Raw genomic sequence first — 16,430 nt, 5'->3', positions numbered from 1 at the left:
CCACCGTGCCGCACACCAATACGCTATTGGTTTTGTAGCACGGTGGACCCCGGAACAAGTCCGGGGTGACGGAAAATACGGGGATGGCATGCCCCTCCACCCGAAGCCGGCGGCCATCATCGCCATATGCGATAGCCCTCCCGTCATCCCCCTTCCGTCATCCCCCTTCCGTCATCCCGGCGAACGCCGGGACCCATGGCCTCGATCCGCCCGCGGTGGACACCCAACCTGCGTTCCGCATCCATGGGTCCCGGCGTCCGCCGGGATGACGACAGATGTGAGGGCCTGAGACTGTAAGAGGTTACCCCCCGCCCGCCAGCACCCCCAGGATCGCCGCCGCCGCCCGCGCAGGCGCCACCCCGCTGACATCCCCCAGCGATTGCGCCGCGAACGCCCGCTGCGCCGCCAGATAGCCGGCATGATCGCGCCCCGCCCGCTCCAGCGCCGGCAACAGCGCGGCGCGGTCGGTCACCACCTCCCCCGCCCGCCACATCGCGTAGCTTGCATCGCCGTCCCATGCGACGCCGCGCGGGTCGAGGAACACGCACGGCCGCGGCCGCATCAGGAATTCGACCACCTGGCTCGACGTATCGCCCAGGTACAGGTCGGCGGCGGCGGTATAGCTGCCGTCGACCATCGCGAAGCTGTCGAGGTCGACATGCACGTCCCCCCGCCCCGCGATCGACGCGGCAAAGGCGCGGACCTCGGGTGCCTTCTCCGCCAGTCGCTGGTGCGGCGCGAAGATCAGGTTCCAGCGCCCGCTGGCGAGGATCGCCCGCACCGCCTCCTCGCCCCAGTCCCACCAGGACGAGCGATGCCGTTGCCAGTGCGGTGCATAGAGCAGCACCGGCCGTCCTTCCGCAAAGGCGAGGTCGCGGTGCGTCCGCTGGCGGAACCCCGCCTTGATATAGCCCACCGCCACCGTGCGGTCGCGGGCGACGCCGTGCGCGGCCAGCGCCGCGCGCTCCCGCTCCGCGGCGACGATCGTCAGCGCCGCCGCGCGCCGCCGCCGGTCGTCGCGGTTCATCATCGATCCCGCGCCGTGCAGGATGTTCACGAAGCGCGTGCGCGTCGGCAGCACGGTCGGTATCCACAGGCTGGTCTGCTCCGCCGACACCACCACCCGCGTACCCCACAGCCGCGGCGCCAGCCGGGCGAGCAGCGGCAGCTTGGGCGGCAGCGGCGGATTGCGCCCCGCCTCCCACGCGCCGAGGTCGCGATAGCCGGGCGCACGGCGGAACCGCACGTTGGCCCGGTCGCCCAGCCAGCCACGCACCAGCGCCTCGTGCATCGAGGTCGCCACCCACACGTCGATCGTCACGGCGGGCACCGCCCCGGTCCCCGCCAGAGCCTCCAGCACCGGGTAGAGGTGCGGGATCAGCAGCGTCTCGCCGAGGAAGAGGAAGGCGACGTCCGCCTTCACGCCTGCGCCGTACCCTGCCCGGCCCAGGCGGCGATATCCTCCGGCCGGTCGATCTCCTGCCACGCGCCCGGCCCGGCGAGGATCGCGCGCACCGGTGCATAGCGGGCAAGCTCGGCGATCACCGCATGGTGAAAGGCATTGAGCCCCCCCGGACGGGCGATCACCGCCTCCAGTGCCTGCGCATAGGCATCGCCGCCGCCCGACACGATCACCCCCAGCGAGCGGTGCGTCGCGACATCGGCCTCCAGGTCCTTGGCGACTGCGCACACCTGCCCGTTGGCGACGGTCGCCAGCATGTCGTCGGTCGCCGCCTCGCGCAGCGGCTCGACCAGCAGGCCGACGCCCGGCCGCTCCGCCGCACCGGCCGCGGCGGCGATCAGCCCCTCGGCGAAGACGGTGTCGCCGTTCATCAGGCAGAACGGATCGCCCAGCAGGTCGCGCGCCATCCACACGCTGCCGATGCTGCTCGCCACCGACCAGAAGGGGTTGAAGACCAGCCGCACCGGCAGTGGCGGCGTCGCCCGGGCGAGGTGCGCGCCGATCTGCCGGTAGCGATAGCCGCCGACGATCGTCGCCCGCGCGATCCCCGCCCCCGCCAGTGCATCCAGCTGGTGATCGAGGATGCTGCGCCCGCCCACCTCGACCAGGCATTTCGGCATCTCGCGGGTCAGCGGCAGCAACCGCGAGCCGATGCCCGCGCTGAGGATCACAGCTTGCATCGCGCGGGCCTTAGCGGTGGCAGCCGTATCGGAAAAGCTTTGGATCGAAGGTGTTCGACGAAGGCCGGTGCGCGTCTTCGCGCGAATCGGATCACCCCGACAGCGTCCGGCGCACCGCATCCTGCCACCCCGCCGCCAGCGCCGTGCGCCGTTCGGCCGGCATCGCCGGCGCAAAGCCGTCCGCCCGCTGCCACAGCCGCGCCAGCGCGTCGCAGTCCGTCCACACCCCCGTCGCCAGCCCGGCGTGGAAGGCCGCGCCCAGGGCCGTGGTTTCGAGATGCACCGGCCGCTCCACGGCCACATCGACCATGTCGGCGAGGAACTGGCACAGCCAGTCGTTCGCCGCCATTCCGCCGTCCACCCGCAACGTCGCCGGCCGCGCGCCCCCGTCGGCGATCATCGCCGCGGCGAGGTCCATCGTCTGATACCCCACCGCCTCCAGCGCCGCGCGGGCGAGGTGCGCCGCGGTCGCGCCCAGCGTCAGGCCGTAGATCGCGCCGCGCGCCTCCGGGTCCCAGTGCGGCGCGCCCAGCCCGACGAAGGCCGGCACCATGTAGACGCCGTGGCTGTCGGGCACCTGCGTCGCCATGTCGCGCGTCTCGCGCGCATGGGTGATGACGCCCAGGCCGTCGCGCAGCCACTTCACCGCCGCGCCGGCGACGAAGATCGATCCCTCCAGCGCATAGGTCATCCGCCCGCCCAGCCGCCACGCCGGCGTGGTCAGCAGCCGATGCTGCGACGCGATCGCCTCGGTCCCGGTGTTGAGCAGCATGAAGCAGCCGGTGCCATAGGTCGATTTGGCCATGCCCCGCGCGAAGCACGCCTGCCCGAACAAGGCCGCCTGCTGGTCGCCCGCCATGCCGGCGATCGGGATCGCGGCGTCGAACAGGCCCGGCGCGGTGGTGCCGAACAGGTGGCTGTTGTCGTGCACCGCCGGCAGCATCGCCATCGGTACGCCGAACAGCCGGCACAGTTCCTCGTCCCAGCATTGCCGCCGGATATCGTACAGCGAGGTGCGCGCCGCATTGGTCACGTCGGTCGCATGCACCGCGCCGCCGGTCAGCCGCCACAGCAGGAAACTGTCGATCGTGCCGAAGGCGAGTTCGCCACGCTCCGCCCGCGCGCGTGCACCGCCGACATGATCCAGGATCCACGCGATCTTGGCGGCGGAGAAATAGGGATCGAGCAACAGCCCGGTCTTCGCCCGCACCGCCGCCTCGGCACCGTCGCGCTTCAGCCCGGCGCAGACTTCGGCGGTGCGCCGGTCCTGCCAGACGATGGCACGATACACCGCTTCGCCGGTGGCGCGATCCCAGACCACCACCGTCTCGCGCTGGTTGGTGATGCCGATCCCGGCGATCCCGCCCGCACCGACGCCGCTCTCGTCGATCGCGCGGCGCGCGGTGGCCAGCGTGTCGCGCCAGATATCCTCGGGATCGTGCTCGACCCGGCCGGGTGCGGGATAATGCTGTGCGAATTCCGCCTGCGCCGTCGCCACCGGCCGCGCCTCGGCATCGAAGACGATCGCGCGCGTCGACGTCGTTCCCTGATCGATCGCGAGGATATGGCGGGCGGAGGAGCGCTGTCGCATCGCGCCATGTTGGCGGCGCGGCAGTTTCGGGTAAAGTGCCGCGATGACGGATGTGGACCTGCTCGTCGTCGGCGGCGGCATCAACGGCACGGGAATCGCCCGCGATGCCGCCGGCCGCGGCCTGTCGGTGATGCTGGTCGAACAGGACGATCTCGCCGCACATACCTCGTCGGCCAGCACCAAGCTGATCCACGGCGGCCTGCGCTACCTCGAATATGGCGAATTCCGCCTGGTGCGAGAGGCGCTGGTCGAGCGCGAGCGGCTGCTGGCCATCGCGCCGCACATCATCTGGCCGCTCGCCTTCGTGCTGCCGCAGGCGGGCTCGCCGCGCCCCGCCTGGATGGTGCGGCTCGGCCTGTTCCTCTACGATCATCTCGGCGGCCGCCGCCGCCTGCCCGCGACCCGCACGATCGATCTCGCCCGCGATCCCCGCGGCGCCGGGCTGAAGGCGGGCGGCGGCCGCGCCTTCGTCTATGCCGATTGCTGGGTGGAGGACAGCCGGCTGGTGGCGCTCAACGCCCGCGACGCAGGCGATCGCGGCGCCGCCATCCGCACGCGCACCCGGTTGAGCGCCGCCGAACGTCGTGATGGCCTCTGGCGCGCGACGATCGAGGATTCCGCCGGCAGCCGCATCGTCACCGCCCGCGCGCTGGTCAATGCCGCCGGCCCGTGGGTCGCCGACCTCCTGTCGCGGATACCGGGCACGCGCCAGGATCGCGGCGTCCGCTTGGTGAAGGGCAGCCATATCGTCGTCCCGAAGCTGTACGCGGGCGACCACGCCTTCCTGCTCCAGAACCCCGACCGCCGCGTCGTCTTCGCCATCCCCTACGAACGCGACTTCACCCTGATCGGCACCACCGACGAACCCTGGCAGGGGCCGCCCGGCCGCGCGCGGATCGACGCCGATGAAACCGCCTATCTCTGCGCGACCGCCAGCCGCTATTTCACCAAAAGCGTCACGCCCGCCGACGTCGTCTGGACCTATTCCGGCATCCGCCCCCTCTACGACGACCACGCCGCCAGCGCCTCGGCGGTGACGCGCGACTATGTGCTAGACCTCGATGCGGACGACGGCGCCGCGCCGCTGCTCAGCATCTTCGGCGGCAAGATCACCACCTATCGCAAGCTCGCCGAACACGCGCTGGAGAAGCTCGCGCCGACCTTCCCGCAGGCCGGCCCCGCCTGGACCGCGACCGCGCCGTTGCCCGGCGGCGACTTCGCCGATTTCGACGCACTCGTCGCCGCCCTCACCGCCCGCTACCCCGGCCTGCCGCGGACATTGCTCCACCGGCTCGCCCGCGCTTATGGCACCTGCACCTCGTCCCTACTCGGCGAGGCGCGCAGCATCGCCGACCTCGGCCGCCCCTTCGGCGGCGACCTGTACGCCGCCGAGGTCGACTGGCTGGTCACGCGGGAATGGGCATGCACCGCCGAGGATATCCTCTACCGGCGCAGCAAGCTCGGCCTCCACGTCCCCGCCGACACGGCCACGGCGATCGAGGGCTATCTGGCGGAGCGATGACGATCCGTCATCTCACACGCTGACCGCGCTCACCGCGCGACCGTCCGCGCCGAAGATGCGCAGGTAGCGTTCGATCTCCGCCGAATCGCCCGTCGCCTTGGCGGGATTGTCGGACAGCTTCACCGCGGGGCGGCCGTTCGCCCGCGTCACCTTGGCGACCAGCGAGATCGGCTCCAGCCCCGCCGCGCCATCCGGGTCGCAACCGCGGAAGTCGTTGGTCAGGTTGGTCCCCCAGCCAAAGCTCATCCGCACCCGTCCGTGGAAGTGGCGATAGACGCGCTCGATGCTTTCCACGTCCATGCCGTCGGAAAAGATCAGCAGCTTGGTGCGCGGGTCCTGCCCCTTCGCCTGCCACCAGGCGATGATCCGCTCGCCCGCCTCGATCGGCGGCGCGCTGTCGGGACGAAAGCCGGTCCAGCCCGCCACCCAGGGCGGCGCATCGCGCAGGAACGCCTCCGTGCCGAACGCGTCGGGCAGCACCACCAGCAGATTGCCGTCGTAATGCGCCTGCCATTCCTCCAGCACGCGATAGGGGGCCGCCGCGACGCCGGCATCGTCGTCGGCCAGCGCGGCGAGCACCATCGGCAGCTCGTGCGCGTTGGTGCCGATCGCCTCCAGGTCGTTGTCCATCGCCAGCAGCACGTTGGACGATCCGATGAAGCGCTGCCCCAACCCCTCCTTCAACGCCTCGACGCACCAGCGCTGCCACAGGAAGCCGTGCCGCCGCCGCGTGCCGAAGTCGGAGATGACGAGGTCGGGCAGGTCGCGCAGCCGCTCCACCTTGTCCCACAATTTCGCCTTGGCCCGCGCATACAGCACGTCGAGCGCGAACCGGCCCTTGCCCTTCAGCGCGGCGCGGGCACGCAATTCGTTGACGATGGCCAGCGCCGGGATCTCCCACATCGTGGTGTGCGTCCACGGCCCCTCGAACGTCAGCTCGAACTGGCCGTCGACCTTGCTGAGGTGGTAGGGCGGCAACCGAAAATCGGCGAGCCAGGCGATGAAATCGGCCGAGAACATCCGCTGCCGGCCGTAGAAGCTGTTGCCGGCCAGCCAGATCAGCTCCTTCTTGGCAAAGCGCACCTCGCGCGCATGGTCCAGCTGCGCGCGCAATTCGGCCTCGTCGATCACCTCGGCCAGCCGTACGGAGGTGGTGCGGTTGATGAGGCGGAAGGTCGCCTCGACATCGCCATGCAAATGCCGGATCATCTGCAGCATCAGTAATTTGTAGAAATCGGTATCGAGCAGACTGCGCACGATCGGGTCGAGCCGCCAGTGATGGTCCCAGGTGCGCGTGGCGATATCGGTGACGGCCATGGCGGCGGGCGTACAGCGAAGCCATGGGCTTTCCAACCGTCCCCGACCGGCCTAATCGTGGAGCCACGGAGCGGGAGAGCGGGATTGGCGAAGGGCGAACGACGGGAACCCTCGCATACGCTGATCGCCCGCGACCTCGGCATCGCCATCGTCACCGGCCAGCATCCGCCCGGCAGCGTCATCCCCGGCGAACTCGATATCGCGGCGGCGCGCGGCGTGTCGCGCAGCGTGGTGCGCGAGGGCCTGCGCATGCTGTCGGCCAAGGGCCTCGTCGAAAGCCGCCCGAAATCGGGCACGCGGGTGCGCGAACGCGCGCAATGGAACCTGCTCGATCCCGACCTGCTCGCCTGGATGTTCGAAGGGGAGCCGCCCGCCACCTTCGTGCGCAGCCTGTTCCAGCTGCGCATGATCGTCGAACCCGCCGCCGCGGAGATGGCGGCGCTGCTGCGCACCGACGATCAGCTGGCGCGGATGGATGCGGCGTTGGCCGGCATGGTCCTGCACGGGCTTGACACGCCGGAGGGGCAGGCGGCGGACCAGGCGTTCCACAACACCATCCTGGAGGCGACCGACAACGAACTGCTCGTCAGCCTGTCGGGCAGCATCGGCGCGGCGGTGCGCTGGACGACGATCTTCAAGTTCCGCGACCGCCGCCGCCCGCGCGATTCGATGCCGCAGCACCGCCGCCTCTACGACGCCATCGCGAGCCGCGACGCCCCCACCGCGCGCGACGCGACCATCGTCCTGCTGCAACAGGCGCACGAGGATACCCAGCGGCTGTTGCAGGGCTAGGCCCGGGCCAGCCGCTCCGACCGCCGCGTCATCCCGCCCCCGTCAGCCCGATTTCGTCATCCCGATTTCGTCATCCCGACTTCGTTAACCCGATTTCGTCATCCCGACTTCGTCATCCCGCCCCCGTCATCCCGATTTCGGGATCTCGATTTCGTCATCCCGACGAAAGTCGGGACCCATGGACCCGCCCGGCCGGAGCATCCGGCGACACACCCGCCCCGCGCCGCCTCGGTCTACGCCGAACGTGTCGAAAGCTTTCCACACACGGAATGCCGTTCGACAGGCGCCGACCAAACGGATCGGTTCCCATCCCCCGGCGCCATCACCGTCGACCGGCAGCCATCGGCCGGCCGCGTCCATGGATCCCGGCCTGCGCCGGGATGACGGGAAGAGGGGCACCGCAGCATCGGACAGGACGGCTTTCGCCCAACCCCGTCACCCCGCGCAGACGAGGATCCCCCGTCACCCCGCGCAAGCGAGGATCCCCCGCCAGCCCGCGCCGGCGGGATCCATGGGCACTGCGCCAAGCTGGTCCGGGCCGCACCGTCAGCCGATATGGATCCCCACCTGCGCGAGGATGACGGTCGTGGCGGTGTCGCGCCCTCGCCCGCCAGCCCCCCCGTCAGTGGTTGTCGCGCGGCAGCCCCATGGTCTGGGCGATGCGCTGGTACTTCTCCGCGCCCTCCAGGATCGCGCCGGTGTTCATCTGGCCCACCACGCTGCGCTGGATCTCCTGCCACGGCGTCTGGCTGGCGGGATAGGCATAGCCGCCCGCCGCCTCCAGCGCGGCGCGCCGGTCCATCAGTTCGGCGTCGGGGATCAGCACGTTGGCGGTGCCGGCCTTGAGGTCGATGCGCACGCGGTCGCCCGTCTTGAGCAGCGCGAGCCCGCCCATCGCCGCGGCTTCCGGCGAAGCGTTGAGGATCGACGGCGAACCGCTCGTCCCCGATTGCCGGCCGTCGCCGATGCACGGCAGCGCATGCACGCCCTCGGTGATGAGGTACGCCGGCGGGCGCATGTTCACCACTTCCGCCGCGCCCGGATAGCCGACCGGCCCCGCGCCGCGCATGAACAGCAGCGTCTCGGGCGTGATGCCGGTCGCCGGATCGTCGATGCGGTGATGGTAATCCTCCGGCCCGTCGAACACGACCGCCGGCCCTTCGAAGGCATCGGGATCGTCGGGGTTGGAGAGGTAGCGCTGGCGGAATTCGGGCGAGATCACGCTGGTCTTCATCACCGCCGCGTCGAACAAATTGCCCGACAGCACGATGAAGCCGGCATCCTCCACCAGCGGCTGGCCGAACGGGCGGATGACCTTTTCGTCCTCGATGGCGACGCCGCGGCAATTCTCGCCGATCGTCCTGCCGTTGGCGGTCATCGCGCCTTCGTGGATCAGCCCCTCGCCGATCAGCTGGTTGACCACCGCCGGCACGCCGCCCGCGCGATAATAATCCTCGCCCAGATATTCGCCCGCCGGCTGCAGATTGACGAGCAGCGGCACCTTGTGCCCCTCCGTCTCCCAATCCTTGATCGGCAGGTCGACGCCGATGTGGCGCGCGATCGCGGCGAGATGGATCGGCGCATTGGTCGATCCGCCGATCGCCGAATTGACGCGGATGGCGTTGTGGAACGCTTCCCTGGTCAGGATGTCGGAGGGCTTGAGGTCCTCGGCCACCATCTCGACGATGCGCTTGCCGGTGATATACGCCACCTCCTGCCGGTCGCGGTAGGGCGCGGGGATCGCCGCCGAACCGGGCAGCGACATGCCGAGCGCTTCCGCCAGGCTGTTCATCGTCGTCGCGGTGCCCATCGTGTTGCAATAGCCGGTCGACGGCGCCGACGAGGCGACGAGGCGGATGAACTCGGCATCGTCGATCTCGCCCGCGGCGAGCAGCTGCCGCGCCTTCCACACGATCGTGCCCGATCCGGTGCGCTCGCCCTTGTGCCAGCCGTTCAGCATCGGCCCGACCGACAGCGCGATCGCCGGGATATTGACCGTCGCCGCCGCCATCAGCGCCGCCGGCGTCGTCTTGTCGCAGCCGATCGTCAGCACCACGCCGTCGAGCGGATAGCCGTACAGCACCTCGACCAGGCCGAGATAGGCGAGGTTGCGGTCGAGCCCCGCGGTCGGCCGCTTGCCCGTCTCCTGGATCGGATGGACGGGGAATTCCAGCACGATGCCGCCCGCCTCGCGCACGCCCTCGCGCACCCGCTCCGCCAGCACCAGATGGTGGCGGTTGCAGGGCGACAGGTCGCTGCCGGTCTGGGCGATGCCGATGATCGGCTTGCCCGACTGCAACTCGGCCAGGCTCAGGCCGAAGTTGAGGTAGCGCTCCAGATAGAGCGCCGTCATGTCGATGTTCGCCGGGTTGTCGAACCAGGCGCGACTGCGAAGCTTCGGGGCGGGGGTATCGGTGGTCATCTTGGGCTCCGGTCAGCGCGCCACGGACACGCGGTAGATCATGCGATGGTGATAGGGTTTGCCCGGATCGACCCGCGCCGATCCAAAGGCGGGCTGGTTGGGCGTATCGGGAAACTTCTGCGGTTCCAGGGCGATGCCATCGCCCATGCGATAGACGTGGCCCTGCTTGCCGACGAAGGTGCCGTCGAGGAAATTGCCCGAATAGAATTGCACGCCCGGTTCGGTGGTCAGCACCTCCAGCACGCGGCCCGACGCCGGGTCCTCCACCCGCGCCGCCAGTTGCGGCTCGCTGGTCGCTCCCTTGTCGAGCACGAAATTATGGTCGTAGCCGCGGCCGATCACGATCTGCGGATCGCGGCCGTCGCGGATGCCCGCGCCGACGATGCGCCCCTGCGTGAAGTCGAACACGCTGCCCGCCACCGGCTTCAGCTCGCCGGTCGGGATCAGCGCCTTGTCGACCGGGGTGAAGCGCCGCGCCGGAATGGTCATGCGGTGCGCATAGATGCCGCCCTGCGACCCCTCGCCGGCCAGGTCGAACAGCGCGTGGTTGGTCAGGTTGATGATCGTCGGCTTGTCGGTGACCGCGCCCATGTCGATGGTCAGCGCGCCCTTGTCGTCCAGGCTGTAGGTGACGGTGGCGTCGACCTTGCCCGGATAGCCCTGGTCGCCATCGGGGCTGGTCAGCGTCATGGTCACGCTCGCCTGCGCACCCGATTTGACCTCGGTGATCCGCCAGATCGCCTTTTCGAAGCCCTTGGTGCCGCCGTGCAGCGAATTGGTCTTGTCGTTGAGCGGCAGTTGATAGGTCTTGCCGTCGAGCACGAACTTGCCGCCGGCGATGCGATTGGCATAGCGGCCGACCGTCTGCCCCCAGAAATTGGGATTGGTGACGTAGCTCGCCGCATCGTCATAGCCCAGCGTGATGTCGGCGAGCGTGCCGTTGCGGTCCGGCGCCTCCAGCGATTGCAGCGTCGCGCCCAGCGTCATGATGCGCGCGCGCACGCCGTTGGCGCCGACCAGCGTCACCGCCTCCACCGCCGTGCCGTCGGGCAGGGTGCCGAACGCCGTGCGTTTCGCCGTCGCCGCCTCCGCCTGCGCACCTGCCAGAGCCGTCATCCCGGCACCTACCATCATCACAGCCTTTCCGACCTTCATCGCACCCCTCCCGACGTGTATCCCGCCATTGACCCGGCGTGTGCCGGCTTTATAGTCTGACAAATGGCCGGGGCGCAAGGCGTCTGACAGGTCAAAGGGTGGAGAGGACACAAGGATCATGGCAGGACCGATCGGGACAGGTACGGGGCCGGTGGCCACCGGCGGCGGTGGCGCAGGCGGATCGTACGGCAAGGCGCTGACGCTGCTCGCCAGCCTGTTCTTCATGTGGGGCTTCATCACCGTCATCAACGGAACGCTGCTGCCGCACCTCAGGAGCGTGTTCGAACTCAGCTACTTCCAGGCGACGCTGATCGAAAGCGTGTGGTTCATCGCCTATTTCTTCGCCTCCATCCCCTCGGCCAAGCTGATCGAACGCATCGGCTACCAGAAATCTTTGGTCACCGGCCTGCTCATCATGGCCGCCGGCGCGCTCGGCATGGTGCTCGCCGCCAGCCTGCCGTCCTATGGCGTGACGCTGGTCATGCTGTTCGTCATCGCCAGCGGCATCACCCTGCTGCAGGTGGCCGCCAACCCCTATGTCGCCGTCGTCGGCCCGCCGGAAACCGCCTCCTCGCGCCTCAACCTGGTGCAGGCGCTCAATTCGGCCGGCACCATGCTCGCACCGATGTTCGGCGCCTATCTGATCCTCGGCCGGTCGAAGGGCGGCACCGCGCAGGCGGGCACCGTGCTGACCCCGGCCGAACGGCTCGCCGATGCGCATTCGGTGATGCTGCCCTATGTCCTCGTCGCGATCGTGCTGGTCGTGCTCGCGGTCATCATCGCCCGCTTCCCGCTGCCGGCGATGGGCTCGTCGACCAGCCGCGCCGCCGCCGCCGAGCGCAAGAAGCATTCCTTGTGGAAGCACCGCAACCTGGTGTTCGGCATCCCGGCGATCTTCATCTACCTCATCGCCGAGATCGGCGTCGGCAACCTCTTCGTCAACTTCATCAGCCAGCCGCAGATCGCCAACCTGACCACCGAAGAGGCCGGGCGCTACCTCACCCTGTTGTGGGGCGGGATGATGGTCGGGCGATTCGTCGGCTCGGCGATCATGCAGAAGATCCCGGCCGAAACGGTGCTCGCCGCCTTCTCGATCGGTGCGTTCGTGGTGATGCTCGTCACCGTCTTTTCGACCGGCCATACCGCGATGTGGGCGCTCATCACCGTAGGCCTGTTCCATTCGATCATGTTCCCGACGATCTTCACGCTCGGGATCAAGGGCCTCGGCCCGCTCACCGAAGAGGGGTCGGGCCTGCTCATCATGGCGATCGCCGGCGGCGCGCTGGTGTTCGTGCAAGGCAAGATCGCCGACGTCTACGGCCTCCAGCCTTCCTTCCTGCTGACCGCCGTGTGCGAACTCTACATCCTGTTCTACGCGCTGTGGGGATCGAAGACGACGATCGATCTCGGCACCGAGACGGCGGCATAAGGCCCCGCCCGTGACGCAAGCCCCCTCCCCCACCGATGGCGCCGTCATCGCCATCGACTGGGGCACCACCAACCGGCGCGCCTGGCGGATCGAGGCGGACGGCACCGCCTCCGCCATGGTCCGCGACGGGTCGGGCGTGCTGGCGATGGCCGCGGACGATTACGCCCCGGCGCTCGCCGGCTTGCGCGACCGGCTGGGCGACCTGCCGGTGATCGCGGCGGGGATGGTCGGCTCGACGCGCGGCTGGCGGGAGGCACCCTACGTCCCCGCCCCCGCCGACCTGCCCGCGCTCGCCGCCGCCGCGCTCCGCATCGACGATGCACGCGCGACGATCGTGCCCGGCGTCTCGCTGCTCGCCGACACCCGCGCCGACGTGATGCGGGGCGAGGAGATACAGGTGCTCGGCGCGATCGCCGGCGGCCTCGCGCCCGCCGACGCCCTGTTCTGCCAGCCCGGCACCCACAACAAATGGATCGCCTGCGCCGATCGCCACGTCGTCGATGTCGCCACGGTGATGACCGGCGAACTCTTCGCGCTGCTGAAGGGGCACGGCATCCTCGCCGGCATGCTCGACGGGCCGGTGGCGGACGGTGCGGCGTTCCGCGACGGCCTCGCCCGCGGTGCCGGCGCCAGCGACCTCGGCACCGCGCTGTTCGGGGTGCGCGCCGCCGTGCTCCTCGGCCGCCGCGCACCGGAAGAGGCCGCCGCTTATGCCAGCGGCGTGCTGATCGGCTCCGACATCGGCGCCCGCGACGTGACCGCCGGCCCGGTCCACCTGCTCGCCGACGGCGCGCTCGCCGATCTCTACCGCACCGGCATCGAATCGCTCGGCGGCGCGACGATCCCGGTCGACGCCACCGCGGCCTTCCTCGCCGGCATCCACGCCCTGCGGCGGTTCCTGTGATCCATCGTTCTGCCTCCGTCATCCCGGCGAACGCCGGGACCCATGGATGCGAGCGGCTGCCGATGCGCGCCTCCGCCTGCCTCACCCCCGCCATGGATCCCGGCGTTCGCCGGGATGACGAGGTGGCCGTGTCTATCCACCCGGAGTATCCAGCATGACCGATCCCGCGGCCCGGTTCGCCGAGGCCATTGCCGCCTGCCCGCTGGTCGCGGTGCTGCGCGGCCTCACCCCTGCCGATGCCGAGGCCGTCGGCGATGCGCTGGTCGAGGCAGGCTTCACCCTATTGGAAGTGCCGCTCAACTCGCCCGATCCGCTGGTCAGCATCGAACGGCTGGCGCGCCGCTATGCCGGCCGCGCCATCGTCGGCGCCGGCACCGTGCTGACCCCGGCGGATGTCGATGCGGTGGTGGGCGCAGGCGGCGCACTGATCGTCTCGCCCAATACCGACGCCGCCGTCATCCGCGCCTCCGTCGCGCGCGGCCTCATCTCGCTGCCCGGCTACTACACCCCGAGCGAAGGCTTCGCCGCGCTCGCCGCCGGCGCGCACGGGCTCAAGCTCTTCCCCGCCGAGGGTGCCTCCCCCGCCTTCCTGAAGGCGCAGCGCGCGGTGCTGCCCAAGGCGGTCAAGGTGCTGGCGGTCGGCGGCATCACGCCCGACACCATACCGCAATGGCATGCCGCCGGCGCCGACGGCTTCGGCCTCGGCTCCAACCTCTACCGCGCCGGCAAGTCCGCCGCCGACGTCGCCCGCGACGCCACCACCTTCGTCACCGCCGTGAAAGCCCTCGCATGACCCAGCCCCGCCTGCTGCAACAGCGCCTGTCCGACGGCACGCGCCGCCTCCTCCTCGCCGAGAGCGAGGCGCACGTCCTCGCCGGCCCCGCCACCACCCGCGAACTCGCCGCCGCCGCGATCGCCGAGGGCGTGTCGTTGCTCGACGCCGCCCGCGCGCGCCGTTCGGACGAGACGGTCGACCTCGACGCCGCGCTGGCGGACGGCACGCTGCTGCCGGCGATCGACCATCCCGACAGCGCGCGGCTGATGCTCGCCGGCACCGGCCTCACCCACCTCGGCTCGGCATCCGGCCGCGACGCGATGCACAAGGCCGCAGCGGAGGGCAAGCAGACCGATTCGATGCGCCTCTTCCTCGAAGGCATGGAGGGCGGCCGCCCCGCCGATGGCGCGGTCGGCGCCCAGCCCGAATGGTTCTACAAGGGCGACGGCCAGTCGCTGGTCGCCCCCGAAGCGCCGCTCACCTCCCCCGCCTTCGCGCAGGACGGCGGCGAGGAGCCCGAACTCGCCGGCATCTACCTGATCGGCGACGATGGCACGCCCTTCCGCCTCGGCCTCGCGCTCGCCAACGAATTCAGCGACCACGTCACCGAGCGGCACAATTACCTGTGGCTCGCGCATTCCAAGCTGCGGCAAGCCTCGCTCGGCCCCGAACTGCTGCTCGGCCAGCCGCCCGCCGACATCCGCGGCACCAGCCGCATCGAGCGCGACGGCGCGACGCTGTGGGAAAAGCCGTTCCTGACCGGCGAGGCGAATATGTCGCACAGCCTCGCCAACCTCGAACACCATCACTTCAAATACGCCGCCTTCCGTCGGCCGGGCGATATTCACGTCCACTTCTTCGGCACCGCCACCCTGTCGTGCGCCGATGCCGTCGAGACGCAGGATGGCGACCGCTTCGTGATCGAGGCGGCGCCCTTCACCCTGCCGCTGCGCAACACGCTCGCCACCGCGGCGCCCGCGCCGGTGACGGTGACGGCGCTGTGAGCACGCCTATCCGTCTCGCTCTGGTCGGCATGGGCAAGATCGCGCACGATCAGCACGTGCCCGCCATCGCCGGCAATGCCGACATCGCACTCGCCGCCACCGTCAGCCGCAACGGCGAGGGTGTCGAGGGCGTGCCGCATTTCCGCGAGCTCGCCGATCTGATCGCGAGCGGCATTGCGATCGACGCCGTGGCGCTCTGCACCCCGCCGCAGGTCCGTCGCGCCATCGCCGCGCAGGCGATCGCACAGGGCTGGCACGTCTTCCTCGAAAAGCCGCCCGGCGCGACGCTGGCCGAGGTCGCGCAGTTGCAGGCGGCGGCGGAGGCGGCGGGGATCAGCCTCTTCGCCAGCTGGCATTCGCGCTACGCCCCCGGCGTCGAGCCGGCGCGCGCCTTCCTCGCGGACGCGCGCATCACCTCCGTCACCGTGTCCTGGCGCGAGGATATCCGCGTCTGGCATCCGGGGCAGGCCTGGATCCTCGATGCCGGCGGCTTCGGCGTGTTCGATCCCGGCATCAACGCGCTGTCGATCGTCACCCGCATCCTGCCGCAGCCGTTCTTCATCACCGACGCCGAGCTCGATTTTCCCGCCAACCGCGACGCGCCGATCGCCGCCCGCCTCGCCTTCACCGACGATGCCGGCACGCCGATCCGCGCCGACTTCGATTTCCTCCAGACCGGCCCGCAAAGCTGGGACATCGTCGTGGAAACGGACCGCGGCACGCTGACGCTGCACGATGGCGGCGCCCGCCTCGTCCTGCCCGACGGCAGCGAGCCGGCGCAGGGCGATGCCCTGCACGGCGAATATGCCGGCCTCTACCGCCGCTTCGCGGACATCGTCCGCGCCGGCACCAGCGACGTCGACATCGCCCCCCTGCGCCACGTCGCCGACGCCTTCCTCCGCGGCCGGCGGATCACCGTCGACGAATTCATCGAATAGGCACGCGAAGCCGCGAAGACGCAAAGAGGTCACGCCCGGCGCGAAGCGCCCGGATCGCCGCCAAGCTGTGGCATGACGGGAGCCGCTGACGCGGCTCACCATCCCCGAGCGGAACCTCTTCGCGTCTTCGCGGCTTCGCGCGAACCCAAATATCCGTCATCCCGGCGCACGCCGGGACCCATGGACAATACGCCATCGACGGTGGCCCCCCATCGGCCTATCGCCTCCATGGGTCCCGGCGTTCGCCGGGATGACGGAAGCAGAAGGCCGCCCCGCCGCCCCCCACGCCAGCGCGAACAAAAAGCATTTGGCACTGTTGGACGAACCGTGCCACCGCCTCCGCCATGCCGCACGCGCGCCCCATCGCTGCGCCCTTCTCCATCCCGGTTCGAATATCGCACCCCCCGCATCCAGGCGCGACGTGTCGTCAACTTCGTAA

General features: G+C 70.1%; 13 protein-coding genes. 7 read left to right on the top strand and 6 right to left on the bottom strand.

Annotation, left to right across the window (positions count from 1 at the left end; genetic code table 11):
• Window positions 1-301: 301 nt before the first annotated feature.
• The 3 genes from ACTZQ5_RS11120 to glpK all read right to left on the bottom strand — a co-directional run bounded on the left by ACTZQ5_RS11120 (window position 302) and on the right by glpK (window position 3,733).
• Entirely contained in the window at window positions 302-1,423 is a 1,122-nt protein-coding gene (locus ACTZQ5_RS11120; protein WP_443585256.1) for a CDP-glycerol glycerophosphotransferase family protein, read from the bottom strand.
• Entirely contained in the window at window positions 1,420-2,142 is a 723-nt protein-coding gene (locus ACTZQ5_RS11115; RefSeq protein WP_443585255.1) for a phosphocholine cytidylyltransferase family protein, read from the bottom strand. Before ACTZQ5_RS11115 ends, ACTZQ5_RS11120 begins: the two co-directional genes overlap by 4 nt.
• 91 nt (window positions 2,143-2,233) lie before the next feature.
• A complete protein-coding gene (gene glpK, locus ACTZQ5_RS11110; protein ID WP_443585254.1) occupies window positions 2,234-3,733 on the bottom strand; it encodes a glycerol kinase GlpK in 1,500 nt (499 codons plus the stop codon).
• Window positions 3,734-3,776: 43 nt separating this feature from the next.
• On the opposite strand from glpK, the gene ACTZQ5_RS11105 reads away from it, so the two are divergent.
• Window positions 3,777-5,255 carry a glycerol-3-phosphate dehydrogenase gene (locus ACTZQ5_RS11105; protein WP_443585253.1) on the top strand — a complete coding sequence of 493 codons (1,479 nt, stop codon included), beginning with the start codon at window positions 3,777-3,779 and terminating at the stop codon, window positions 5,253-5,255.
• Window positions 5,256-5,267: 12 nt separating this feature from the next.
• Here the strand turns inward: ACTZQ5_RS11105 and pncB are convergent, their stop codons facing one another.
• The gene (gene pncB, locus ACTZQ5_RS11100; RefSeq protein WP_443585252.1) at window positions 5,268-6,572 is read right to left on the bottom strand and encodes a nicotinate phosphoribosyltransferase; all 1,305 of its coding nucleotides are present in this window, start codon (window positions 6,570-6,572) and stop codon (window positions 5,268-5,270) included.
• 84 nt (window positions 6,573-6,656) lie between these two features.
• Between pncB and ACTZQ5_RS11095 the strand changes: the two genes are divergently transcribed.
• Entirely contained in the window at window positions 6,657-7,364 is a 708-nt protein-coding gene (locus ACTZQ5_RS11095) for a FadR/GntR family transcriptional regulator (protein ID WP_443585251.1), read from the top strand.
• A 622-nt stretch (window positions 7,365-7,986) separates the two neighbouring features.
• Here ACTZQ5_RS11095 and ACTZQ5_RS11090 read toward each other — a convergent pair.
• Window positions 7,987-9,786 carry an IlvD/Edd family dehydratase gene (locus ACTZQ5_RS11090; protein WP_443585250.1) on the bottom strand — a complete coding sequence of 600 codons (1,800 nt, stop codon included), beginning with the start codon at window positions 9,784-9,786 and terminating at the stop codon, window positions 7,987-7,989.
• A 12-nt stretch (window positions 9,787-9,798) separates the two neighbouring features.
• The gene (locus tag ACTZQ5_RS11085; RefSeq protein WP_443585249.1) at window positions 9,799-10,902 is read right to left on the bottom strand and encodes an aldose epimerase family protein; all 1,104 of its coding nucleotides are present in this window, start codon (window positions 10,900-10,902) and stop codon (window positions 9,799-9,801) included.
• A gap of 157 nt (window positions 10,903-11,059) precedes the next feature.
• Between ACTZQ5_RS11085 and ACTZQ5_RS11080 the strand changes: the two genes are divergently transcribed.
• From ACTZQ5_RS11080 to ACTZQ5_RS11060, 5 genes are all read left to right on the top strand, one after another.
• On the top strand, window positions 11,060-12,370 hold the full coding sequence (locus tag ACTZQ5_RS11080; protein WP_443585248.1) for a sugar MFS transporter: 1,311 nt from the start codon (window positions 11,060-11,062) through the stop codon (window positions 12,368-12,370).
• Window positions 12,371-12,380: 10 nt separating this feature from the next.
• Window positions 12,381-13,274 carry a 2-dehydro-3-deoxygalactonokinase gene (locus ACTZQ5_RS11075; protein WP_443585247.1) on the top strand — a complete coding sequence of 298 codons (894 nt, stop codon included), beginning with the start codon at window positions 12,381-12,383 and terminating at the stop codon, window positions 13,272-13,274.
• 154 nt (window positions 13,275-13,428) lie between these two features.
• Window positions 13,429-14,067 carry a 2-dehydro-3-deoxy-6-phosphogalactonate aldolase gene (locus tag ACTZQ5_RS11070; RefSeq protein ID WP_443585246.1) on the top strand — a complete coding sequence of 213 codons (639 nt, stop codon included), beginning with the start codon at window positions 13,429-13,431 and terminating at the stop codon, window positions 14,065-14,067.
• Window positions 14,064-15,053, top strand: coding sequence for an AraD1 family protein (araD1, locus tag ACTZQ5_RS11065; protein ID WP_443585245.1), 990 nt, complete (start codon window positions 14,064-14,066; stop codon window positions 15,051-15,053). The genes ACTZQ5_RS11070 and araD1 overlap by 4 nt, the downstream gene beginning before the upstream one ends.
• Window positions 15,050-15,991, top strand: coding sequence for a Gfo/Idh/MocA family protein (locus ACTZQ5_RS11060; RefSeq protein ID WP_443585244.1), 942 nt, complete (start codon window positions 15,050-15,052; stop codon window positions 15,989-15,991). The genes araD1 and ACTZQ5_RS11060 overlap by 4 nt, the downstream gene beginning before the upstream one ends.
• The last annotated feature ends 439 nt before the right edge of the window (window positions 15,992-16,430 follow it).

This window comes from Sphingomonas cellulosilytica, from assembly GCF_052321755.1.
Classification (GTDB): Bacteria; Pseudomonadota; Alphaproteobacteria; order Sphingomonadales; family Sphingomonadaceae; genus Sphingomonas.
This window is presented reverse-complemented; position numbering and strand designations above follow the sequence as displayed.